The organism is Lactococcus muris (assembly GCF_042849115.1).
GTDB classification, from domain to species: domain Bacteria; phylum Bacillota; class Bacilli; order Lactobacillales; family Streptococcaceae; genus Lactococcus; species Lactococcus muris.
Genome location: NZ_BAAFQO010000005.1, coordinates 32618 through 55997, shown reverse-complemented (window position 1 = coordinate 55997; position 23380 = coordinate 32618). Strand labels below are relative to the sequence as shown.

The window sequence follows — 23380 nt, the reverse complement described above, 5'->3', positions numbered from 1 at the left end:
ATTAAAGGAGGAACCTTATCTATGGAACTTAAGGATTATCAAAAGGAAATAATAAAATTTGATGTCAATGGTCCTCTAGCGGACATTGAGCAAATAAATTTTGCTTTTTTAGATAAGGTACTCGGTTTAGCGGGCGAATCAGGAGAAGTTGCGGATAAGATAAAAAAAATCATCCGGGACCAAGATGGAATCATTCGCGAGGATGATAAAAGCGCTTTGGAAAAAGAGTTGGGTGATGTCCTATGGCATGTGGCGACCTGTGCGCGCTATTTGGGGCTTGATTTGGAACAAGTCGCTCAAGCCAACTTAAATAAACTGGAAAGTCGTCAGCTCAGAGGTAAAATAGCGGGCAGTGGGGATGAGCGATGAGAGTACTAATTCACGCAGGACGGCCAGCAAGCTTACCTGATGAAAGCTATGACTATTATGTCGGCATTGACCGAGGCGCCTTATTTTTACTTGAAGATCGTCAAAATATCGACTTAGCAGTTGGTGATTTTGACTCTGTAAGTCAGGAAGAATTCGACAAAATATCAGAAGCTGCTCATGAACTTGTTAAACTGCCGGCAGAGAAGGATCAGACGGATTTGGAAGCTGGTTTAGAGCAGGTGCTTTCTCGTTTTGCAGATGCAGAAATTATGATTATTGGCGCGCTAGGTGGAAGGCTGGATCATCATTTGACAAATGTATATCTTCCTTTAAATTTTGCTCACCCTGAAAGAATTTCTTTAAAAGACAATCAAAATTTTGTAAAATATCTCGCCGAGGGTCAGCATACAATTCGCAAGATTGAAGGCTATCCCTATTTGGGAATTGTTCAGGTAGGTACGGAAAGAAGCTTAGAGATTAAAAACGCAAAATATCCACTTAAAGCTGAGGATAACTTTGCGGATATTTACGCAAGTAATGCTTTTATCAGTGAGACGATGGAGTTAAAAATTGCTCAAGGCAAGCTTATCGTCATTTATTCAAAAGACAGTTAGAGAGACTATATGATTATTGGAATAATTGGTGCAACATCAAATATCGCAGGGAAGGCATATCTGCCCGTTTATGCAAAAATGCAAGCCGAGCATCGTTTCATTTTGCATTCGAGAACCTGGGAAAAAGCGGAAGAAATTCGAAAAAAATACAAGTTTGAATATGCGACGACTGATTTAGGCGCTTTGGAAACTTGTGATATGGTCGCCATCCATGCAGCAACTGCTCAACATTTTGAACTTGCAAAACGCTATTTGAGTGCAGGCACACATGTCATGATGGACAAGCCGGTTTCTGAAAACTTTGATGAAGTCCAAGAACTCTATCGCTTGGCAGAGGAAAATAATGTCCTCTTTGTTATCGGTTTTAATCGCCGTTTTGCCCCAATGACAGACAAACTTAAAGAGGTCAATCAAAAAAACTTTATCAAGGTAAGTAAAAATCTAGCGAATAATGCGGACGAGGTGCAGTTTAGTTTGTATGATATTTTTATTCATCCTTTAGATACCTTGATTTACTTGCTTGATGATGAGATCGAACGTTACAGTTATCAATTAGCGATGACCCCTGGCAAAAAACTTTCACGTGTAATTGTCACACTGAGAACCCAATCTTGTATGGGTATTGCCAGCATGAACCTGACTTCAGGTGCTTTTTCTGAGGAATTTACGGTCGAAGCAAGCAGTGGAACCTATCGTTTATCAGAGCTTACGGAGCTAGAAATCCTTACTGGACTAGACAAGCAAAAAATCGGAATTAATGGCTGGCAAAGTGCCACATATAATCGTGGTTTTGAAAGTTTAGTTTTTAGTATGGTTGAAGCAGTAGCTAATTTTGATGGTTATAATAGAGACAAACTTATGAAGCAGATGAAGCAAACAAATATTCTGGATTCGCATGAAATTATCCATGAAATTTTAGAAAAAACATGATAAAATAATAAGCAACTATAATGAAAAAAGGAGAGCAAAATGGAAGATATCTTAGTTCTTACAATGAATGACGCCCCAGGTTATCGTGTTGTTGAGGTCTATGGTGAAGTATTTGGACTTACAACCCGTTCACGTAACGCTTTTTCAAGTGCAGGTCAGCAACTAAAAACAATTGTTGGGGGTGAAATCGCTGGTTACACAAAGCTTCAACATGAAACGCGTGCAAGCGCTATTGAACGTCTTACACAAGAAGCAAGAGAGAAAGGTGCAAATGCCGTGCTTGCTATGCGCTTTGATTCTTCAACTTTTGGAAATGTAGACTCCGTTGCTGCGTACGGAACTGCCGTTAAATTGGAAAAAATATAAAAAAATGCAAACTTGATGTTTGCGTTTTTTATAAATGAATAATGGCTAAACTGATAAGAACAGTTAAAAGAATTAAATATAAACCAAAAAGAATAAAATGAGGAATTTTATTGTACAATAATCTCAGATATACTGAGAACAAGCTAAGAATGAAGAGTATGATAAAATTCTGGACGGAAATATGTTTAAAGATAAATACCCAAACGAGAGTGACTAAAGCCAATGCACCAAGCACAACGATGAAGTTTAATAAAATTCTTTTCATAAATAAATCCTTTGCTTTTATGTTACGCCAAGGTGACATACAGGTTTATTATATAACATTTATTAAGCTAAAAACAATATTATGTATTCAGGAGAAAAGAAAAGGAAACCTATTTTTCCTTTTCTTTTGCTGCAAGTGCTTTTTCAAAGTTTTCTTTGATTGCTTTAGCTTGGATTATTTTTAATTTTTGTGAACGTGTGAGTTTATTTTTAAACCACCATTCGCATTTTAAGGCTGTTTTTTTGTCAGAAAATTCAACGGAAGTTAACAGCTTAAGCGGGCGGCGAGCTTTGGTGTATTTGGCTCCTCTGCCAGAATTGTGCATTTCTAGACGTTTGGCAACATCATCGGTGTAGCCACAATAAAGCGTATCATCTGCGCAACGTAGAACATAGACAAAATAAGATTTCATGATAAGGCTATTGTACCTTAAAATATAGTATAATTGAAGTATCTTTATCGAAAATAAGAAAATTCAATCCTGAATATACGGGATAGAGCTGAGAAGGAAAGAAAAATGCCTCAAGATAAAATTGTTATACATGGTGCGAGAGAGCATAATTTAAAAAATATAGATGTCACTATTCCACGTGATAAGTTAGTCGTTGTTACAGGTGTTTCTGGCTCAGGAAAATCATCCTTGGCTTTTGAAACACTTTATGCGGAAGGACAGCGCCGGTATGTAGAGTCGCTTTCTGCCTATGCACGTCAGTTCCTTGGCAATATGGATAAGCCTGATGTAGACAGTATTGACGGACTATCGCCTGCAATTTCTATAGATCAAAAAACAACCAGTAAAAATCCGCGTTCCACTGTTGGAACAGTGACGGAGATTAACGATTATCTCCGTTTACTTTTTGCGCGTGTCGGAAAACCTTTCTGTATCAATGGACACGGACAAATTTCAGCCCAGTCTGTTGAAGAGATTGTTGATCAGATTCTTGAACTGCCAGAAAAAACGCGTTTGCAGATTTTAGCTCCGATTGTGCGTGGCAAAAAAGGGCAGCATGTCAAGGTGTTTGAGCGCATTCAAAAAGAAGGTTATGTACGTGTCCGTGCGGATGGTGAAGTTTATGATGTCACAGAAGCACCTGAACTTGATAAAAATAAAAAGCATAATATTGAAGTTGTTATTGACCGTATTGTTGTAAAAGAAGGTATTCGTTCACGTTTGTTTGACTCTGTCGAAGCAGCCCTCCGTATTGCTGAAGGTTACGTCATTGTGGATAAGATGGATGGAGAAGAGCTTCTTTTCAGTGAGTTTTATGCCTGTCCTGTCTGTGGCTTTACAGTTCCTGAGTTGGAACCGCGTCTCTTTTCATTTAATGCGCCTTTTGGTTCTTGTCCGGACTGTGATGGTCTCGGAATGAAAAATGAAGTCGATCCTGACTTGGTTATTCCAGATGACAGTAAGACCTTGCGTGAAGGAGCCATAGTGGCTTGGAATCCTATTTCATCAAATTATTATCCAACCATGTTGGAGTGTGCATGCCGTGACTTTGGGATTGACATGGATACGCCATGGGCAGACTTACCTGAGGAACACAAAAATCTGATCCTTAACGGTTCAGGTAAACGAGAGTTTCATTTTCATTATGTCGGTGATTTTGGTAATGTGTCTGATAAAGACATGGTTTTCCCTGGGATTATCAATAATATCAACCGTCGCTTCCGCGAAACTTCAAGTGATTATACACGTGAATACTTGCGCGGCTACATGACAGAGTTGACATGTACGACTTGTCATGGCTATCGTTTGAACGATCAAGCCCTTTCTGTCAAGATTGACGGCAAGCATATCGGCGAGTTTTCAAATTTTGCGATTGGAGCCGGTTTAGACTTTCTTGGACAACTTATTTTAACTCCAAATGATGAGAGGATTGCTCGACCTATCGTGAAGGAGATTAAGGACCGCTTGTCTTTCTTGAAAAATGTAGGACTAGACTATTTGACGCTGTCACGGGCTTCAGGTACTTTATCAGGTGGAGAATCGCAACGTATTCGTTTAGCGACACAGATAGGTTCTAACCTCTCAGGTGTTCTTTATATTCTTGATGAGCCATCAATTGGTCTGCATCAAAGGGATAATGACCGCTTGATTGAATCCCTGCAAAAAATGCGTGACTTAGGCAACACACTTATTGTGGTTGAGCATGACGAAGATACGATGAAAGCCGCAGACTGGTTGATTGATGTCGGACCAGGCGCTGGAGATTTAGGGGGAGAAATCATCGCTGCTGGAACGCCGAAACAAGTAGCGAAAAATAAAAAATCCCTGACAGGACAATACTTATCAGGAAAACGTTCCATCCCTGTACCCGAGAAGCGCCGTAAGATAGACAAAAAGCGTATGGTTAAGGTTATCGGTGCATCAGAAAATAACTTACAAAATATCGACGCTCAATTCCCTCTCGGGATTATGACAGCTGTAACCGGTGTTTCAGGTTCCGGTAAATCAACCTTGGTTAATTCGATTTTGAAGAAAACCTTGGCGCAAAAACTCAATCATAATTCAGAAAAACCAGGTAAACATAAAAAAGTTACCGGTTATGAAGAAATTGAACGTTTGATTGATATTGACCAATCGCCGATCGGACGTACTCCACGTTCAAATCCAGCAACCTATACCTCTGTTTTTGATGACATCCGTGGACTCTTTGCGGAAACCAATGAAGCCAAAATACGTGGCTACAAAAAAGGACGTTTTTCATTTAACGTCAAAGGCGGACGTTGTGAAGCTTGTTCGGGTGACGGTATTATCAAGATTGAGATGCACTTTCTTCCAGATGTGTATGTCCCATGTGAAATCTGTCATGGTAAACGTTATAACTCAGAGACCTTGGAAGTACATTATAAAGGAAAAAATATTTCGGAAGTTCTTGACATGCGCGTGTCGGATGCTTTGGAATTCTTCCGTCATATTCCAAAAATTGAGAGAAAATTGCAAACTATCGTTGATGTCGGCTTAGGCTATGTTACTTTGGGTCAACCAGCCACAACCTTATCTGGTGGTGAAGCGCAACGGATGAAACTGGCTTCTGAGTTACAAAAACGCAGTACAGGCAAGAGCTTTTATATCTTGGATGAGCCCACAACAGGCTTGCACAGCGAAGATATCGCTACATTGATTAAAGTTTTGGACCGCCTAGTGGATCAAGGCAATACCATCGTGGTTATTGAACATAATCTTGATGTGATTAAGACGGCTGACTACATTATCGATCTCGGGCCAGAAGGTGGTGCTGGCGGCGGAACTGTTTTAGCTACTGGGACACCAGAAGAAGTTGCTAAGGTTGAGCAATCTTACACCGGGCAGTATTTGAAACAAAAATTATAATTGACAAATTTAAAAGGAGTAAAGTTCAAACTTTGCTTTTTTTATTGTGTAAAGAACTAAGGAATAACTATTATTAAAGTAAGCGCTTTACTAAAAATGTTAAAAATAATATAATGTAGGCATGTTGCTTTATGAAGAAACAAGTTTAGAGGAGAGAATCAAATATGGACGAGAAATACTACAAACTGTTGAAGGAACAATTTGTCTCAAAAGAAGCAGTCTTAACGGAAATTATAAATCTCAGTGCCATCTGTGAGCTACCGAAAGGAACAGAACACTTTGTCAGTGACCTTCATGGGGAGTACGATGCCTTTAATCATGTCCTCCGCAACGGATCAGGCTCAATCAAAGAAAAGCTCCGTGAGTGCTTTCCTGACTTAGACCCAACAGAAATTTCGGAGCTTGCGACCTTGATTTATTACCCAGAAGAGAAACTGGCTTCAAAAGAGAGCCAACTTTCTCAAGATGCTTTTGCCTACTATTGCCGGGAAAATCTGATTTTCTTATTGAAACTCGCGCGCTTTGCGGGGAAAAAATATACACGGTCTAAAGTACGTAAAGCCTTTCCTGAAAAATTCCGCTATATTCTTGAGGAATTAAAACATGAAGTTGAGTCTAGTTCAGAGAAACAGGCATATTTTGACTCCATCATTGAAAAACTTCAGCATCTTGGAGAACTTCCGAACTTAATCATTGCTCTTGCGGATAGTGTGAGACGTTTGACGGTCGATCATTTACATGTCGTGGGTGATATTTACGATCGAGGCCCTTATCCTGATAAAATTATCGATCGGCTGATAAGTATGCCTTCAGTTGATATCCAATGGGGCAACCATGATATTATTTGGATGGCCGTTTTGGCAGGTTCGTCGCTTGCAATGATGAACGTTATTCGTATCAGTTCCCGTTATGGTAATCTGGATATTCTTGAAGATTCTTATGGGATTAATCTTCGTCCACTGATTGAGTATGCAGAGCGTTATTATGAGCCCAGTCCTGCATTTGTACCTCGTCTGACGGAGGGAGAGTATCTGTCACAGGAAGAATGTGACTTGTTAAACAAACTCCAACAGGCGACAGCCATTTTACAGTTTAAGTTAGAAAGCCAGTTGATTGCAAGACGCCCAGAGTTTCATCTGGCAGAGCGTGATGTGCTGCATTTTATTAATTATGAAGAAAACCGCATTGAACTAAAGGGAAAGTTTTATGATCTGAAAGAATTTCAAGCACCCACAATTAATCCAGATAAACCAGAGGAATTAACGGATGAAGAAAAGATTCTCTTAAAGAAGTTACTAAAGAACTTCAAAGCCTCACAGAAACTGAAACAGCACATTGATTTTCTTCTGGAAAAAGGGTCGATGTATCTTTCTTACAATGGGAATCTTCTAATTCATGGGTGTTTACCGCTGCATGAAAACAGTGATTTCAAATGTTTTAGACTTGAGGGAGAGGCTTACTCTGGACGTGAATTGCTGGATCTTTTTGAATACCACGTGAGAAAGAGTTTGGCGCATCCTGATAGAGAAGAAGATTTATCCACAGACCTTCTCTGGTACCTGTGGGTTGGAGAATCCTCCTCACTTTTTGGCAAAGAGGCGATGACAACCTTTGAGCGTTATTATATTGCTGATAAGGCGACACATGTGGAGAAGAAAAACCCATATTATCAATTAAGAGAAAATCCAGAAACGATTAGCCGTATTTTGAAAAATTTTGGTATGGATGAAAAAGGGCATATTATCAACGGACATACACCTGTTAAGGAAAGAAAAGGTGAGGCGCCGATTAAGGCAGGTGGCAAGCTGATTGTCATTGACGGCGGCTTTTCAAAGCCTTATCAAAAAGAAACAGGTATAGCTGGATACACCTTGCTTTATAACAGCTACGGTATGCAGCTGGCAGCACATGAGCCTTTTAAAACAATCAAAGCAGCTGTCGAGGAAGGGAGCGACATTGTCAGTGTTAAGAGATTGGTTGATAGGGTTGAGAAGAGAACATGTGTCAAGGATACCAATATTGGGAAAGAGTTTTTAAAGACAATTGAAGACTTAGAGTATCTTTTCGAAAACTATGAAAAATATTAATTTGGGATATCCAAAGATAAATGGTTCAATAATAAAGGAGTAACGAATGAAAACATTGAGTGAAGCAGAGTCGTATTGTTGGAACCATATCCAAGACAATCTAAATCGGATCCCAAATTTATCTATCTCTATATTGGCAACAGAGTCACATGTGAGTGTTTCAACAGTCAACAGAACCTTGAAAAAAATGGGCTACGAAGGTTACTCAGACTTTAAACAAACCATTCGTAATACCAAAAATGAACGACGGAAGAATGGTTTTTCTAAAGAAGTCAATCAAGCGATTCGCAAAAATGAAATAGAAATTACACGCACCATTAATCAACTCTCAGCAGATGATATTGAAGTTGCCATCAAACTGATCAATCATCACAGCAAAATTATGATTTTTTGTGCGGGCCTAAGTGCCAATGTTGCGAGGGAAATGATGGATAAGCTGCAACTTTTTGGAAAACTTTGTGTGATTCATGATGATTTTGACTATATGCAGTATTTTGCAAGTAAAGCCAACCGTGATTATTTAATCGTTGCTTTCTCTTTGAGTGGTGAGACACCAGAGATTGCTCAAGCGCTGCATAAGGCAAAAAATCGTGGGGCGAAGATTATTGCTCTCGTTGGCGCCATGCCCAGCTCTATTGGAAGTCAGGCGGATGTTTGCATTCATGCCTATAAGTCCACACAAAAAACGATTAATTTTGGTTTGGATGTCGGCAGTCGCCTATGTTTACAAGTTGTGAATCGCATCTTGTTGGATGCTTTTGCCCTTTACAAAAATTTAGCTCCAATTAGGGAAGATTAAATGTACCAAGCAGAGGTTGTAAGACCTCTGCTTTTTTGGGGAAAAGTTTCCGACCACTCAAAGGGTATTTCGGAAAATTTTCCCCCTATTTCTGATTTATACTAAGAAAAAAGACAAATGGAGGCAAGGTATGACTTACTATATTAAAGCAGATAAATTTTTCTATCCTTATCACACGCTCAGTGGCGGCTATTTAGAAATTAAAGAGGGCAAATTTGGTAAACACAGACAAGAAGTTCCTAAAGATGCTGAGGTTAAAGATTATACAGGATACTGGATTGCGCCAGGATTGGTGGATACACATATACATGGTTTCGATGGCGCAGATGTGATGGATGGGCAGTCAGAGCTTCTTGATAAGATGAGCCAGGGCTTACTTAGAGGAGCTGTAACTTCTTGGATCGCGACACCATTGACAGGGGAACATGGGCGTCTCAGAGAAGTCTGCGAAGCAGTTGGAAATTATAAACCAAGGGTTACAGGAGCCAAAATACAAGGACTTTTCTTTGAAGGACCATACTTTACTGCTCAGCATAAAGGTGCCCAAAATCCCGCTTATATGACAGATCCAAATGTGCAAGAATTCGAAAACTGGAACCAAGCAGCGCATGGTATGATTCGAAAAATAGCCGTTGCACCTGAAAGAGAAGGAAGTATCGAATTTATCCGAGCTTTAACAAAGCGAGGAATCACGGTTGCTTTGGGGCACTCTAACGCTACTTTAGCCCAAGCAACAGCAGCAGTAGAAGCGGGAGCTACTGTCTTTGTCCATACCTTTAATGGCATGAGTCCCTTTAACCATCGGGAACCCGGAATGGTTGGTGCGGCACTGAGCCTTCCGAATACCTATGCCGAGTTGATCTGTGACGGACATCATGTTCATCCGACAGCGGCTAAAATATTAATTCAAAGTAAGGGGGCAGCGCACACGGTCTTGATTACGGATGCGATGCGTGCTGCAGGAATGCCCGATGGAGATTATATGCTGGGAGAATTTCCTGTACGTGTCGAAGGAGGCGCGGTCCATCTTAAAGAAGGAGATAGTTTGGCTGGCTCTGTCCTCATGTTAAAGGATGCGATTAAAAATGTGGTAGACTGGGGCATTGCAACACCAGAGGAAGCCATTATGATGGCAAGCTTGACTGCTGCGAAGTCCGTCAATATCGATGATTGCTGTGGGCAGATTAAAGAAGAGTACAGTGCAGATTTCATCGTTCTAGGCCCTGATATGCAACTTTCGGAAGTGTATGTAGACGGTGAACGGGCGATATAATTCTAAAAATTGAATTTACGCATCAACTAAACAAAATAGTTGTAAGCGGTTAATTTGGAAAAGTTTACCAAAATGTTACTTAATATTTGGAAAAATTTCCTACAATCTATAGCTTATAATAAAAATAAATTTAGAAGACAAGGAGAAATGATGAAAGCTTTAATTTCTGGCCATGCGCATTTTGCAGAAGGCATGAAGAGCGCAGTCGAATTAATTACTGGTCCACAGGTAGACTTGCTCACACTTACTTTTGATGAAGCAACTAACCTTGAAGAATATCAAAACGCTTTAAATGATTTTTGTAAAAGTGGTGAAGAAGTAGCTATTTTTACGGACTTACTTGGAGGGACACCTTTTAATAAAGCGATGATAGCTAAAGGGGATAAGAAAAAGGTGCATATTTTTACGGGCACGAATCTTCCCATGCTGATTGAGTTTGTTTCTCAAGAAATGATGGGAGCAGAAGTTGATTTAATGCTTGACTTGTCTGTTTCCACAGCTAAAGATGGCGTCACTCTTGACTTAGAGCTTGGCAAAAAAGTGCAAGAAGCTGAAGAAAGTGATGGCATCTAGATGACAGCACAATTTATTATCAACAGTTCACTTGTTTTTATTGGTTTTATTCTTCTAGGCGGTGCTTTTTATAGCATAGTTAGTGGTCTGCAGTTTAGCAAGCGTAAAAAAGTTATCGCCGAGTTGCATCAGACTCTTGCTGTAGGGAGTGAAGTCATGTTTAGTGGCGGATTGACGGGAATTATTACTGACTTAGATGAAGAATTCTGTCGCATCAAGCTTGCGGATAAGTTGGTGATTAAAGTTTCGCGTTATGCCATCACGCAGATATTGTAAAAGGTTCATTTTCCTAGTTTCTAGGTTAGTTAATAAAATTTAAATACGGATGCTCAGTCTCCGCTTTGATATTAAGAAAGGTCATTATTATGCCAAATATTTTACTTACTCGTATTGACAACCGCTTGATTCACGGTCAAGTTGCCACACAGTGGAACAGCTTTGTCGGTTCAAACCTTTTGCTTGTCGCAAATGATGATGTGGCAAGCAATCCACAGCGTCAAGCACTGATGGATATGGCCGCACCGACTGGAGTGGCTACACGCTACTTTAGTGTTCAAAAGACTATTGATATTATCAGTAAAGCTGCGGATCGTCAGTTGATTTTCATTATCTGTGAAAACCCACAAGATGTTTTACGTCTTGTTGAAGGTGGCGTACCCATTAAAAAAGTGAATATCGGTAATATGCACATGTCAGAAGGAAAACGTCAAGTTGCAACTGTCATTGCTGTGGATGACGATGATGTGGCAGCTTTTAAGAAACTGAAAGAACTGGGTGTTGAGCTTGAGATACAGCGCGTGCCAACTACACCCGTAGAGCCACTCGGAAAGCTCTTTAATTAATTTAGTTTAGGGAACAAGAGTTTTTGATGAGGAAGGTGTATTTAGGATGAAGGTGCTTATCCTTGATCGCGCACTACTTATTTCGAATCAAAAATCATAAAAAAATATAAGGAGAAAAACTTATGGATGCTTCCATTTTTCAGATTATTTTGATCTTTGCAGTGACTTTTGTTGTCGCCATTGACCAATTTAGTTTACTTCAATCTTTGTACCAGCCTATCGTTACAGGTTTGGTCATCGGTCTTATTCTTGGTGATGTTCAAACCGGTTTGATTGTCGGGGGGACTTATCAACTGATGACCATTGGTAACATGCCGGTCGGAGGAGCTCAACCACCGAATGCGGTTATCGGAGGGATTATGGCAACAGTTCTTGCCATTTCACTTGGGTTAGAACCAGCAGCGGCCGTTGCTACTGCCATCCCATTTTCACTACTCGGACAATATGGTGTAACTTTAATCTTCACAGTTATGGCACCGGTAATGGGTGTTGCGGATAAATATGCCGAAGAAGCAAACCCAGCCGGAATTGCTAAAATTAACTGGCTTGCTATGTGTGCGCTCGGTACTATCTTTGGTATTGTTGTTACGCTCTTTTTCGTCGGTGGACAAGCCTTTGGCGATACTGTAGTAAATGCTATCCCAGCCTGGCTTATGAGTGGACTCGGTGCAGCAGGAAATATGATGCGCTATGTCGGTTTTGCAATCTTGATTAAGGTCATGGTTTCCAAAGAACTTTGGGGATTCTACTTCCTTGGGTTTGTACTTGCAGTTATCGTTACTGGTATCGAAGCTTTTAAAGGACCAGCATTACTTTTACTCGCCGTCATCGGTTTTGCATTCGCCTATTGGGATTTCCAAATGAATACAAAACTCAAAACAGCTGCCCCTGCAGCATCAGCTAGTGAAGGAGATTATGAAGATGGTATTTAATATTCCTGATAATTATTCTAATCAAACGCCAGCACCACAACTTGATAAGAAAACACTCAACAAAATGGTTTGGCGCTCCGTTTACCTCCAAGCATCTTTTAACTATGAGCGGATGCAAGCAGGTGGTTGGCTCTATTCTATCTTGCCCGGCTTGGAAAAAATCCACACGGACAAAAAAGATCTGTCAGCTTCAATGGCGCACAACTTAGAATTTTTCAATACACACCCATTTCTGGTTAACTTTGTCATGGGGATTGTGCTTTCACTTGAGCAAAATAAAACAGATATTCAAACGATACGTGCTGTCCGTGTCGCAGCGATGGGACCTCTTGGAGGGATTGGTGATGCGCTCTTCTGGTTCACGCTTGTACCAATCACCGCCGGTATTACAGCCAATATGGCCATTGCTGGAAATATCGCAGCACCGTTCATCTTCCTCTTGATTTTCAATGCTGTACAGTTCGGCTTGCGTTACTTCTTGATGCATTGGTCTTACCGAAAAGGAACAGATGCCATTAGCATCATGACTGCTAATGCAAAAGAATTTACACGTGCGGCCTCTATCCTTGGGATTTTCGTAGTTGGAGCCTTGACTTCAGCTATGGGGGCTACTTCAGTAAATATAGTCATACCAAACGGCGAAGCTAAAATTAATATTCAATCCATCTTAGATGGTATCTTGCCATCAATGTTGCCGTTAGGATTAACTTTGCTCTTGTTCTATCTCATGCAAAAGCACAAGTGGACACCGATTCGTTGTATCCTTTTGCTCCTCTGTCTGGGTATTCTCGGCTCAGGAATCGGTATCTGGCCTTCAATCTGGCCGTAACAAGGAAAAAGTAAGTGCGCTTGTTCCACACTTACTTTTTTTGTGTTTCTTTTTTTCTTAAGGCATAAGAATCCAGTAATATCCGTGAAAGAATGGTCAGAGGAAGTCGTGAGCGTACTTCATAGTCTGGGAAAAAGGAGCCGTCTGATTTAAAACCAACTAGAGCAACGTCAGAGAGGGCAGCTAGCGTAGATTCACCAGCTGTCGTAAGAAGAAGCGTTGCAATATTGTGCTGCTGGCAATTTTGCGCAGCATTTACCAGCTCTGGAGTTTCACCATTTAAAGAAATGAAGAGGACAGCATCTTCAGGAGATAACTTTTTACTCATGATTTTGATGATTTCAGGATCGGTAAAGAACTCACAGTATTTTTCTGTCAGTTGAAACTTGGTCATCATCTCTTGAGCGACCATTTCGGAAAAACCGCGGGCAAACAAAATGAGCCGTCTTGAAGCAGTGATGATCCGAATTGCTTCTTCAAGTTTTTGAATGTTAATCATCGAGAGGGTCCGCATCACTTCTTGTTCATTTTTGGTAATGACGAAACGAATCCCTTCATCCTCTTGATCAAACTGTGAAAAATCCTCATGTAACTTTCTTCGTTCTTTAAGTTTATACTTGAAGTCGGCATAGCCAGAATAGCCTTTTTTCTTTAGTGTACGTACGATTGTTGCCGTTGAAACCGCAGCTTCAACACTTAATTCAGCAATGGAATAGTTAGGGATTTCTATAATATTACGCTCAATATAATTCCATAAATATTGCTCAGAGTCACTTAGTTTAGTACTCACAGTATATACCTCCCTATTTTTCAAAAATTATTAACCTAAGTATAGCAAATTTAAAAATAGAAGTGTAACATTTTTCAGAAATGTCAAAAACTTGTAAGCGCGTACAAAAATAATGCGCTATGATAAGACTATGATAAAAAGAAAGTGAGGTGTTCAATGATCTACACAGCTACACTAAATTTAGCCATTGATCTTTTTATTGACACCAAGGAGATGTCTCCTAAAATAGTAAACCGTACAGACGAGTACGATGTTCAAGCCAATGGAAAAGGAGTCAATGTTTCTTTAATCTTGCAGAAACTCGGAGTGGCAAGTACAGCACTGGGATTTAAGGCTGGATTTACTGGAAATTTCATCGAAGACACGCTCCGAAATGAAGGCATCCACACAGAATTTATCGAAGTGGACGGTATAACCAGAATCAACGTTTTTACACATGTAAAAAAAGAAAATATGGAATATAAGCTGGTTAATAAAGGGCCAAAAGTTACACCTGAGCAAGTGGAAATGTTTTTAAAGCAAGTGCATCAACTCAAAGCAGGGGATTACCTTTGTTTATCTGGCAGTTTTTCCGAAGGTGTTCCGTCTACACTCCTAAGAGAGGTTGCTGCGGTTTGTCAAGAGAACAAGGTGAAACTCATTATTGATACCAGCTATGCCGAAATACTGGATACTTTGCCTTACGAACCTTTTTTACTTAAACCCAATGATGAGGAACTGGCACACTGGTTTAATGTGGCGCTAAAAACGCCAGAAGATGTGATTGATTACGGTAAAAAATTGGTGGAGCAGGGAGCGAAAAATGTTTTGATTTCCTTGGGAGAAAAAGGTGCCTTGTTTATCAATTCGGACCAAATCTTAGCCGTCAATGCACCACAAGGAGAAGTTGTCAACACAGCTTGTGCAGGCGATAGCCTGCTTGGAACTTTCTTAGCCGGAATAATCAAAAATGAAGCTATCGGAAAAAATTTGCAAACAGCAATTGCAGCTGGCTCTTCTACAGCTTTCCAAAAGGGCTTGACTGACTTTTCCGATGTGCCACGGCTGATGGAGCAAATTACTGTTACTGAAATTATGAATAAACTATAAGGAGGATTTATGGGAAACTATAAAATAATCGCTGCGACAGGTTGTCCAACAGGGATAGCGCACACGTTTATGGCACAGGAAGCTTTAGAAGCGGCAGCAAAAAAAGCAGGTGTATCAATCAAGGTGGAAACACATGGACAGATTGGTGTAGAAAATGAATTGACAAACGAGGACATTCGTCATGCTGAAGCTGTAATTATTGCAGCCGATAAAGATGTCCATGCAGAGCGTTTTGCTGGAAAACGTATCATTGAAGTTTCTGTTTCAGCAGGGATTAAAGAGGCAGACCGCTTGATTAAAGATGCCTTAGCTGGCAAAGGGAAAATCAAGGACGGAACAGCAACTATGGAAAATTCTTCCACCGTACCAGATGTATCTAAAATCGGGCACAGCATCTACAAAAACCTTATGAATGGTGTCTCGCATATGCTGCCTTTCGTTGTTGCTGGTGGTGTTCTGATTGCGATTTCCTTTGCAGTTTGGGGGATTCATTCTGCAGAACCCGATCACGCAACATATAATGCCACAGCAGCGATGATCAAGGATATTGGCGGACAAGCTATGGGAATGATGGTCCCAATATTGTCAGCTTTCATTGCCGAAAGCATTGCTAAACGTCCCGCGCTTGTTGCAGGTTTGATTGGTGGTATCGTAGCAAATGCTGGTGGTGCAGGTTTCTTAGGAGGAATTCTATCAGGTTTCTTGGCGGGATACTTGATTCTTTTCCTTCAAAAACTCTTGCGTAAGATGCCCAAATCTCTTGATGGATTAAAAGCTGTCTTTATTTTACCGGTTCTAGGAGTCGCAATTGTCGGAATAGCTATGTATTTGCTAGCAGGTCCTATGGAAACCATCAATCAGGCCATGATGAACTTCTTGGCTGGATTTGAAAACAGTAACCCGATTGTTTTAGGACTTATTGTTGGTTCAATGTGTGCCTTTGATATGGGAGGGCCGGTCAACAAAGCTGCCTATGTTACAGGTACAGCGCTCTTAGCTCAAGGGAATTACTCCTTTATGGCAGGTGTGTCGGCTGCTTGTATTGCGCCGCCATTGATTACAAGTATTGCAACGTTTGCGTTTAGAAAATATTACAATACTGAAGAACGTAATGCAGGGCTTGTGAACCTCATCTTAGGTTCCACACATATCACTGAGGGAGCAATTCCTTTCGCAGCTAAAAATCCCTTGATTATTTTGCCTATTTTTATGGTGGGGTCTTCAATCGCTTCAATTTTAACTTATCTTTTCGGAGTAAAGGTTCCCGCGCCACATGGAGGATTTCTGGTTTTACCTGTTGTCACAGGTGCTTTCCAATGGGTTTTATCAATTTTGATTGGTTCAGCAGTAGGTGGAATTTTACTTGGTCTCTATCAAAAACGTCGCTGGGAGAAGGAAAAACGTGAAAATAAAGAATTAGCCACTGAAGAAATTCTAGCTCCCTCAGCATTCCTTTCTGAAAATGATGTCTTTCTCAATCAGACATTCAATACACGAGATGAAATGTTCGACTTTTTAGCAGAAAAAACAGTCCAACGAGGTATCGCTACGGACAAGGAAGAAGTCAAAGAAAAGTTAGTGGCACGTGAACTCGAAGGAACAACAGGCATGATGGACGGCTTTGCTATCCCACATGCTAAATCGTCAAATATTAATAAAGCCAGTTTGATTATTGTAAAAAATGAGAAAGGCATTGCTTGGGACAGCTTAGATGGGCAACCGATTACTTTTGTCATCGGACTTTTTATCCCCGAACATCAAAAAGGTACAGCACACCTGCAATTGCTCTCATCTGTCGCAAAAATGCTCATGATACCAGCGGTGATTGACCAGTTAAAAGCAGCGGACAGTCAAGCAGAGATTGTGTCAATCATTAACCAAAAACTCGCTGAAAATAGTGAAGAAGCTTCAGAAAACCTTGCATATGCAGGAGTATAAGATGAGCTTTAATACGATTATCTTTGACATGGACGGCGTATTGGTCGATACGGAGTATCATTATGCCCAAGTATTTGATGCTTTTTTCGAGAAAAAGGGCATTCCGATCGCCCATCTAAATCGCCGTGAACTTTTAGGTCGTCCTCTGAGAGACTTGTGGCCGTTCATTTTGGGAGAGGATTTTGATAAGGAAGAAGCGGCAAGGTTACAAAAAGAGTTCTTCACCTATAAAAAAAGGAGCCATTTTCCCATCGAGGAAATGCTCTTTCCCGATGTGAAAGTTGTGCTGCAACGCTTGTCTGAAACAAAACTAAAGATTGGTTTAGCCTCAAGTTCGTCACACGAGGAAATTGCAGAAGTTCTAGATACACACAATCTTCGTAAATATTTTGAGGTTATTTCATCTGGCGAAGATTTTGCAGCGTCCAAGCCCCATCCTGCCGTTTATTTGTCTGCCATGGAGCAGTTGAATGCCAGAGCATCTGATGTGCTTGTCATTGAAGATTCACCTAATGGAATCACAGCTGGAAAAGCAGCGGGCGCAACGGTTTGGGCGCTTAGAGACCAACGATTTGGCAGTGACCAGAGTCAGGCGGACAGGTGCGTTGAGCATTTAACTGAAGTACTGGAACTTCTCGGTTTTTCATGATGTGACGAAATAATTCTATGGAGCATTGAAACATCCCCTTGAAATCAGGAAAAATTTCCGTTTTGATAAAGTGCCATTTGGAAAATTTTCCTATGCTTATCACCTTATAATAGACACCATAAGCTTAAAGAAAAATAGAAATCGAGGGAATAATATGCTTCAATTACCAGAAGAACGACTCAAAGAACTAGGTGCGGCTATCACCGTTAAAGAAACTTTAGGGCAGCCAGAATTATGGCGCAAGGTTTTCGGAGAATACGCAGAAAGAAAAACAGAAATTGATGCTTTCTTAGCAAAACTGATCGAAAAACATGGCTTTATCCGAGTTATTTTCACTGGGGCAGGTAGCTCGCAGTATGTGGGGGACACCGTACTTAAAAGTTTAATTGAGCTGGGAGATACGGAACATTTCCGTTTTGAATCAATCGGAACAACAGATATCGTAGCGGCCCCACAAGCTACTTTGGAGCAGAATACACCGACCTTGTTGGTTTCGTTTGCGCGCAGCGGAAACTCCCCTGAATCTGTTGCAGCGGTCAACATTGTCGAAGAGCTTGTCCAAGACAGTTATCAGCTGGTGATTACTTGCGCCAAAGAAGGCAAGCTCGCTCAGCAAGCCCTCACCATGGAAAATGCGTTGACTTGTATCCTGCCAGATGAGTCTAACGATAAAGGTTTTGCAATGACGGGTTCATGCAGTTCAATGACGCTTTTATCAACGCTTATTTTTTCAACAGAAGAACTTTCGGATAAAGAAAAGCAGGTCAGCATTACCGCGGATTTGGCTACAGATGTTTTTCAGCGAGAAACGGAAATTGTAAGTTTTCTCAATGATGATACAGACCGTATGGTTTATGTGGGCTCAAGTACACTTTCAGGTTTTGTACGTGAAGCTCAACTCAAGGTTTTGGAATTAACAGCAGGAAAAATAGCAACCATGTTTGACAGCTCGATGGGCTTCCGTCATGGACCTAAATCTTTCATTAATGAAAATACTGTCGTTTTCGTATTTGCTGCCAATAACGCTTATACACGTCAATATGACTTGGATCTCTACAAAGAGGTTGCCGATGATGCAATTGCTCAACGAACAGTCGTCATTGGACAACATCTTACGGAAGGTTTTGCTTATAAAGAAGCACCAGCACTCAAGGAGGCTTATCTCGTCTTCCCAGCATTTGCTTTTGCTCATGTCATTGCCTTGAATGCTTCAATTTTGGCGAAAAATACGCCTGATACACCTTCAGCATCAGGCACAGTCAACCGTGTCGTAAAAGGAGTGATTATCCATCCTCTGGAAAAATAGGAGAGCAGTAAACCATGAGTATTTTAACAGTCACACTCAATCCTGCGATCGATATTTCTTATCCATTGGAAACCTTTCACTTAAACACGGTCAATCGTGTGGCACAGGTTGGTAAAACGGCTGGTGGTAAAGGGCTCAATGTCTCACGTGTGCTGAAAGAATTAGGTGCAGATGTCTTGGCGACAGGCTTTGTTGACGATATCTTAGGTGCGGAGATTGTCGAGAACTTAAAAAGTGAAGGCATTGATAGTCGATTTACTAAGATTTCTGGAAAGACACGCAACTGTATCGCGATTTTACACGAAGGGCAACAGACCGAGATTTTAGAAAAAGGGCCACGGATTTTAAGGGAAGAAGCAGAAGGATTTATTGACAATTTTAAAGCAATATTAGCTGAAGTTGAAGCAATTGCCATTTCAGGTTCTCTGCCTGATGGCTTACAGGAAACTTTCTATTCTGACCTTATCGCAATTGCCAACAAGCAGGAGAAAACAGTTGTTTTGGATTGTTCGGGGCGCACACTTGAAGCAGTGCTTAAAACCCCAGATAAACCAAGTGTAATCAAACCCAACTTGGAAGAGTTGACGGATTTGTTAGGGAAAGAAGTCACCTTAGAAAATATCAAAGAAAGTTTACAGGATAGGCTTTTTAACGGTATCGAGTGGATTGTGGTTTCTCTTGGAAAAGAAGGCGCATTTGCTAAAGTTTCGGATGACTTTTATCGTGTGAAAATCCCCAAAATAGATGTCGTAAATCCTGTCGGATCCGGCGATGCGACTGTTGCAGGCCTTGTTTATGGGATAAGTCAGCATGAAAGGGTTGAGAATACCTTGAAAGGTGCTAACGTATGTGGCATGCTCAATGCGCAGGAGGCGAAGACAGGTCATATTAATCGGACGAATTATCAAGCTTTGTTTGACCAACTCAAAGTAGAAAAAATATAAAACAAAGACGCTAAGAGGAGAAAAAATGGTACTTGTAAAAAGTAAAGAAATGATAGACAAGGCATTTAAAAATGGCTATGCCATTGGTGCCTTTAATGCAGAAAATATGGAAATGGCGGAAGCAATCGTAGAAGCAGCCGAAGAGATGCATGCACCCGTCATTGTCCAAACAACGTCAGGTACGCTCAATACGACACCACCAGAAATGTTCTACCACATGGTTAAAGCAGCAGCAGACAAGGTCTCAGTGCCTGTAGTGCTGCACCTTGATCATGGGGATGATTTTGAACGTGTGGCACGTTGTTTACGCACAGGTTATACTTCAGTGATGATTGATGCTTCGAAAAAGCCATTTGAAGAAAATGTCGCAATAACCGAAGAAGTGGTCAAGATGGCGCATTCGATGGGGATTCCCGTTGAAGCCGAACTAGGTATCGTTGGTGGCAAAGAAGATGGAAATAATGCGGAAACGGTAGCTTTCACTGACCCAGAAGAAGCTGAAAAATTTGTCAAAGCGACAAATGTTGACTTTTTAGCTATCGGTATCGGCAACTCACACGGCTTTTACAAAGCAGAGCCAAAGTTACAATATGACGTCTTAGAAGCTGTCAAAGCGAAAACAGGCGATGTACCATTGGTGCTTCACGGAACATCAGGTATCCCTGATGAAGATGTTTCAAAAGCCGTTGCTATGGGGATTGCTAAAGTTAACTATGCCACTGAACTTCGCGCTGTTTTCACAAATGCCATTAAATCTTACCTCTCCGAAGATGAAAAAGTCGTAGATCCGAAAAAGTACAACTCCGTAGCTAAACAAGCCGTTAAAGAACTTGTGAAACAAAAAATTCAAGTGCTTGGTTCTGATGGGAAAGCTGGAGAGTGAGGCTGAGTAGAAATATAAAAGTTTTCAGTACCTCCGAATAATCGGTAGTAGGAATAAGTTAAAGAACCGTTAGTTTGCCAAGCCAGACGGTTTTTTATTTTTTCATCAATCGGGCGATAAACATTGGTAAAACGATTAGAAAACTGTCTATTTCAAAAACAATGAATAGTACTTTATTAGCAATAAGAATACTCCTTTCTGTTGAAGCTTGTATTCACATTCATAAGTACATCCTTCAAAAAACAGTGTTTATTAAACTTTTACACATTGTAAAAAGCAACATAGGATAAGAAGCTTTACTTGATTTCAAAACCTTAAGATTTCTTGACAACATCGAAAATTGAATGATAAAATAAAAATGTGAGGAAAAGAACAATCTTTTTGCTTTTGTACTGAACGGACGCGCTTCATAAAAGAGCAATAAATTTTTAGATGGACTATAGAAAGTTAAAAAAGTATTTTAGGTGTTATGTCTATTGTTATTATTTTGGGAGATTGAGCACATAAGAAGAATTTAGAAAATCAAAGACAATCAGCATTATCATAAAAAGAAGAACCTTATGCGACTAAGGCAGTATTTGCAACTGAAGGAAATAGCGCTGGAAATGGCTATTCTTGGGTTGTAGGAACGGAATATTTCGTATATCCCCTAAGACAAAGAATGTCTGAATTATACATCCTAGGGCATGGTGAAAGTTCAACTAAAAAAGACTCATGAGAGGTAACTTATAGTAATGAAAAACGTGAAGTTACCAAATGAAGATTATTCCTAATGATTATCAAGTTTTAGCTGATATTACTTTAAAAGTCATTTTTTAAATTCAAAAAGTAGAAGAAATTGAAAAGGAAATGAGCAAATGAAGATAAAAAAACAAATGAAAATAATGATTATTTGTTTTATGGCTATTGTTGGAGTAGGATTTTTTTGGAGATTACACATGAATAAAGAAAATATAAAAAAAGAAAAACAGCAATTATCTGAAGTTGTGAAAATGGAAAAGATTGCGGCTGAGCAAGTGAAAAATACTTATTCAGGTTTAAAAAAAATAGATTTCGATAAAGATTATTCTTATGATTCAATGACTGGTTTTACATTGGTGAATGTCACAGTTTCAACCGACTCAGTGAGCAAGTCAAACTTTAGCATCTCCATGACTCTTAATGACAAAGAAAATGAAAATTATGTGGGTTCTATTGCGCGTCCAAAATTACAGAATGGTAAAACAGAATCGCTAGTAAAAGTTATTTACTCTGATGGTTCTATAGGAGAACAATAAATGAATAGTGATAAAATATTAAGAGATTTGAATCAGCAAGTATATTTAGTGGATCCAGCATATAAAGGTGGGAAGTACGTGACCTATGTCGCTAAATCAGATAATCAACTTAAGTCAAGGGAAGAAAATACTCTCAAATTATCTGGTGGTCAAGAATTTAGAGTTATCTCTGTTGAAAATGGGAAATGGGGATTTCAAGGAATGGCAGTTGCACCAGTCAAAGGAGGTCATGTAGATTATAGTCAAGTTACGGTGGTAGCTGCTGGAACTGATCCAAGTCAGCCTATTGATTTATTGGAAGCCCTCGATGCAGCAACGGATATAGGTTCTCTTCAAGAATCCTCTGCTGAACAATTTGTTCAAGATATAATGGAAAATCATCCAAACTGGAAAATAACTCAACTTTCTGGATATTCTCAGTCAGCATATATGCTCAAAGTCGGAGCCAAATTTCATATTCCTACAACTGTTTTTAATGGCTGGTTTCAGTATGGTTCGCTGTCTAAAAAGGAAAAAGAATTTATGAAGAGTCATTCAGATTGGTTTATTAATTATCGGAGAAAGAATGATAATGTAACAGTGTGGAATGACTTTAACTCAGAATTTTTTAATAGTGAAGATTATGGTACCATAGTTTGGTTAGATGGAGATAGTCATGATTTAGCAGATTGGAAATTTGATAAAGATGGAATGGTCAAACTTCCAAAATCTTCGGCTATGACTGCTGCTCGTATAAAACAAAGTCAAAGTCTTTTAAATGTTAGATTTTCACAAGCAATGTTTCAATTGGAATATCTTCGCACTAATTTTTTGGAAAGTGGAGGTGGACTATCCTCATCAGAAGAAATATATTTGGACTCTGCCCAAGCTCTAGCCATTGTTTCTACTGCTAGGGCTGAATTTAACTTGGCTTTGAGTAAAGTTATGAAACTTTATCAAGATGGGATCAAACAAGTAGAGGAACACTGGCAAGAAACACTATCTGAAGCTATGAGTATAGGCAATCAGTTGGATAAATGGGAAGTTTATGAAGCTCTTGAAGAGGCAGGTTTCACTCATGAGGCTATTGTGGGCACTCCTACACAAATATACCAACACAAGATAAGTCAAGTGAAGCGCACGAGTGAAAAGTTCGAAAATCTTGAGAATAAGATTAAGGCTAAAATTTCGGAGGTAGTCTCTAGAGATCAGGAGTTGGCGCAAGAACTGAAATCTTTATAGAAATGAACGAGTCGTGAAAGAAGTATGTCCCTTTAATTTATAGACTAAATAATTGCTGGACTCTATT

The 23380-nt window shown here is 40.0% G+C and carries 23 protein-coding genes; 21 read left to right on the top strand and 2 right to left on the bottom strand.

Annotated elements, in window-relative coordinates; genetic code table 11:
• Positions 1–21 precede the first annotated feature (21 nt).
• From ACGHCK_RS04250 to ACGHCK_RS04235, 4 genes are read left to right on the top strand one after another with little or no spacing between them, the layout of a single operon-like run.
• On the top strand, positions 22–369 hold the full coding sequence (locus ACGHCK_RS04250) for a nucleoside triphosphate pyrophosphohydrolase family protein (RefSeq protein WP_202231694.1): 348 nt from the start codon (positions 22–24) through the stop codon (positions 367–369).
• A complete protein-coding gene (locus ACGHCK_RS04245) occupies positions 366–983 on the top strand; it encodes a thiamine diphosphokinase (RefSeq protein ID WP_202231695.1) in 618 nt (205 codons plus the stop codon). The genes ACGHCK_RS04250 and ACGHCK_RS04245 overlap by 4 nt, the downstream gene beginning before the upstream one ends.
• Before the next feature lie 9 nt (positions 984–992).
• Positions 993–1913 (top strand): Gfo/Idh/MocA family protein, encoded by a 921-nt coding sequence (locus tag ACGHCK_RS04240; RefSeq protein WP_202231696.1) that lies wholly within the window; start codon positions 993–995, stop codon positions 1911–1913.
• A 39-nt stretch (positions 1914–1952) separates the two neighbouring features.
• On the top strand, positions 1953–2279 hold the full coding sequence (locus ACGHCK_RS04235) for a heavy metal-binding domain-containing protein (protein ID WP_202231697.1): 327 nt from the start codon (positions 1953–1955) through the stop codon (positions 2277–2279).
• Between the two features lie 374 nt (positions 2280–2653).
• Here the strand turns inward: ACGHCK_RS04235 and ACGHCK_RS04230 are convergent, their stop codons facing one another.
• Complete coding sequence (locus tag ACGHCK_RS04230) at positions 2654–2956, bottom strand: GIY-YIG nuclease family protein (protein ID WP_202230454.1); 303 nt, start codon at positions 2954–2956, stop codon at positions 2654–2656.
• Positions 2957–3061: 105 nt separating this feature from the next.
• Between ACGHCK_RS04230 and uvrA the strand changes: the two genes are divergently transcribed.
• From uvrA to ACGHCK_RS04185, 9 genes are all read left to right on the top strand, one after another.
• On the top strand, positions 3062–5881 hold the full coding sequence (gene uvrA / locus ACGHCK_RS04225; RefSeq protein WP_271328116.1) for an excinuclease ABC subunit UvrA: 2820 nt from the start codon (positions 3062–3064) through the stop codon (positions 5879–5881).
• Positions 5882–6045: 164 nt separating this feature from the next.
• Positions 6046–7968 carry a fructose-1,6-bisphosphatase gene (locus tag ACGHCK_RS04220; RefSeq protein WP_271328117.1) on the top strand — a complete coding sequence of 641 codons (1923 nt, stop codon included), beginning with the start codon at positions 6046–6048 and terminating at the stop codon, positions 7966–7968.
• Positions 7969–8014: 46 nt separating this feature from the next.
• Positions 8015–8767 carry a MurR/RpiR family transcriptional regulator gene (locus ACGHCK_RS04215; protein ID WP_251420870.1) on the top strand — a complete coding sequence of 251 codons (753 nt, stop codon included), beginning with the start codon at positions 8015–8017 and terminating at the stop codon, positions 8765–8767.
• Between the two features lie 130 nt (positions 8768–8897).
• Positions 8898–10040 (top strand): N-acetylglucosamine-6-phosphate deacetylase, encoded by a 1143-nt coding sequence (gene nagA / locus ACGHCK_RS04210; protein WP_271328118.1) that lies wholly within the window; start codon positions 8898–8900, stop codon positions 10038–10040.
• Between the two features lie 150 nt (positions 10041–10190).
• A complete protein-coding gene (locus tag ACGHCK_RS04205) occupies positions 10191–10613 on the top strand; it encodes a PTS sugar transporter subunit IIA (RefSeq protein WP_202230459.1) in 423 nt (140 codons plus the stop codon).
• The gene (gene yajC, locus ACGHCK_RS04200; protein ID WP_202230460.1) at positions 10614–10889 is read left to right on the top strand and encodes a preprotein translocase subunit YajC; all 276 of its coding nucleotides are present in this window, start codon (positions 10614–10616) and stop codon (positions 10887–10889) included. It abuts the gene before it with no gap.
• 89 nt (positions 10890–10978) lie between these two features.
• Positions 10979–11455, top strand: a complete 477-nt coding sequence (gene agaV / locus ACGHCK_RS04195; RefSeq protein WP_202230461.1) for a PTS N-acetylgalactosamine transporter subunit IIB — start codon at positions 10979–10981, stop codon at positions 11453–11455.
• Positions 11456–11577: 122 nt separating this feature from the next.
• Entirely contained in the window at positions 11578–12387 is an 810-nt protein-coding gene (locus tag ACGHCK_RS04190) for a PTS mannose/fructose/sorbose/N-acetylgalactosamine transporter subunit IIC (protein ID WP_271328119.1), read from the top strand.
• Positions 12377–13216: a PTS system mannose/fructose/sorbose family transporter subunit IID gene (locus tag ACGHCK_RS04185; RefSeq protein ID WP_202230463.1), complete on the top strand. Its 840-nt coding sequence runs from the start codon at positions 12377–12379 to the stop codon at positions 13214–13216. Before ACGHCK_RS04190 ends, ACGHCK_RS04185 begins: the two co-directional genes overlap by 11 nt.
• Before the next feature lie 31 nt (positions 13217–13247).
• Here ACGHCK_RS04185 and ACGHCK_RS04180 read toward each other — a convergent pair whose 3' ends face one another.
• Entirely contained in the window at positions 13248–14006 is a 759-nt protein-coding gene (locus ACGHCK_RS04180) for a MurR/RpiR family transcriptional regulator (RefSeq protein ID WP_202230464.1), read from the bottom strand.
• Positions 14007–14162: 156 nt separating this feature from the next.
• Here ACGHCK_RS04180 and pfkB point away from each other — a divergent pair, with 156 nt between their 5' ends.
• The 8 genes from pfkB to ACGHCK_RS04140 all read left to right on the top strand — a co-directional run bounded on the left by pfkB (position 14163) and on the right by ACGHCK_RS04140 (position 23313).
• Positions 14163–15095, top strand: coding sequence for a 1-phosphofructokinase (gene pfkB, locus ACGHCK_RS04175; RefSeq protein ID WP_251420864.1), 933 nt, complete (start codon positions 14163–14165; stop codon positions 15093–15095).
• 9 nt (positions 15096–15104) lie between these two features.
• The gene (locus ACGHCK_RS04170) at positions 15105–17033 is read left to right on the top strand and encodes a fructose-specific PTS transporter subunit EIIC (RefSeq protein ID WP_251420863.1); all 1929 of its coding nucleotides are present in this window, start codon (positions 15105–15107) and stop codon (positions 17031–17033) included.
• Position 17034: 1 nt separating this feature from the next.
• Positions 17035–17682 carry an HAD family hydrolase gene (locus ACGHCK_RS04165; RefSeq protein WP_202230503.1) on the top strand — a complete coding sequence of 216 codons (648 nt, stop codon included), beginning with the start codon at positions 17035–17037 and terminating at the stop codon, positions 17680–17682.
• 154 nt (positions 17683–17836) lie between these two features.
• On the top strand, positions 17837–18988 hold the full coding sequence (locus ACGHCK_RS04160) for an SIS domain-containing protein (protein WP_251420860.1): 1152 nt from the start codon (positions 17837–17839) through the stop codon (positions 18986–18988).
• A gap of 14 nt (positions 18989–19002) precedes the next feature.
• Complete coding sequence (gene lacC, locus ACGHCK_RS04155; RefSeq protein WP_251420858.1) at positions 19003–19932, top strand: tagatose-6-phosphate kinase; 930 nt, start codon at positions 19003–19005, stop codon at positions 19930–19932.
• A 25-nt stretch (positions 19933–19957) separates the two neighbouring features.
• Positions 19958–20815: a class II fructose-1,6-bisphosphate aldolase gene (gene fba / locus ACGHCK_RS04150; RefSeq protein ID WP_251420857.1), complete on the top strand. Its 858-nt coding sequence runs from the start codon at positions 19958–19960 to the stop codon at positions 20813–20815.
• Positions 20816–21672: 857 nt separating this feature from the next.
• Positions 21673–22092: a hypothetical protein gene (locus tag ACGHCK_RS04145; RefSeq protein WP_202230470.1), complete on the top strand. Its 420-nt coding sequence runs from the start codon at positions 21673–21675 to the stop codon at positions 22090–22092.
• Entirely contained in the window at positions 22093–23313 is a 1221-nt protein-coding gene (locus ACGHCK_RS04140) for a hypothetical protein (RefSeq protein ID WP_251420855.1), read from the top strand.
• Positions 23314–23380: the final 67 nt, after the last annotated feature.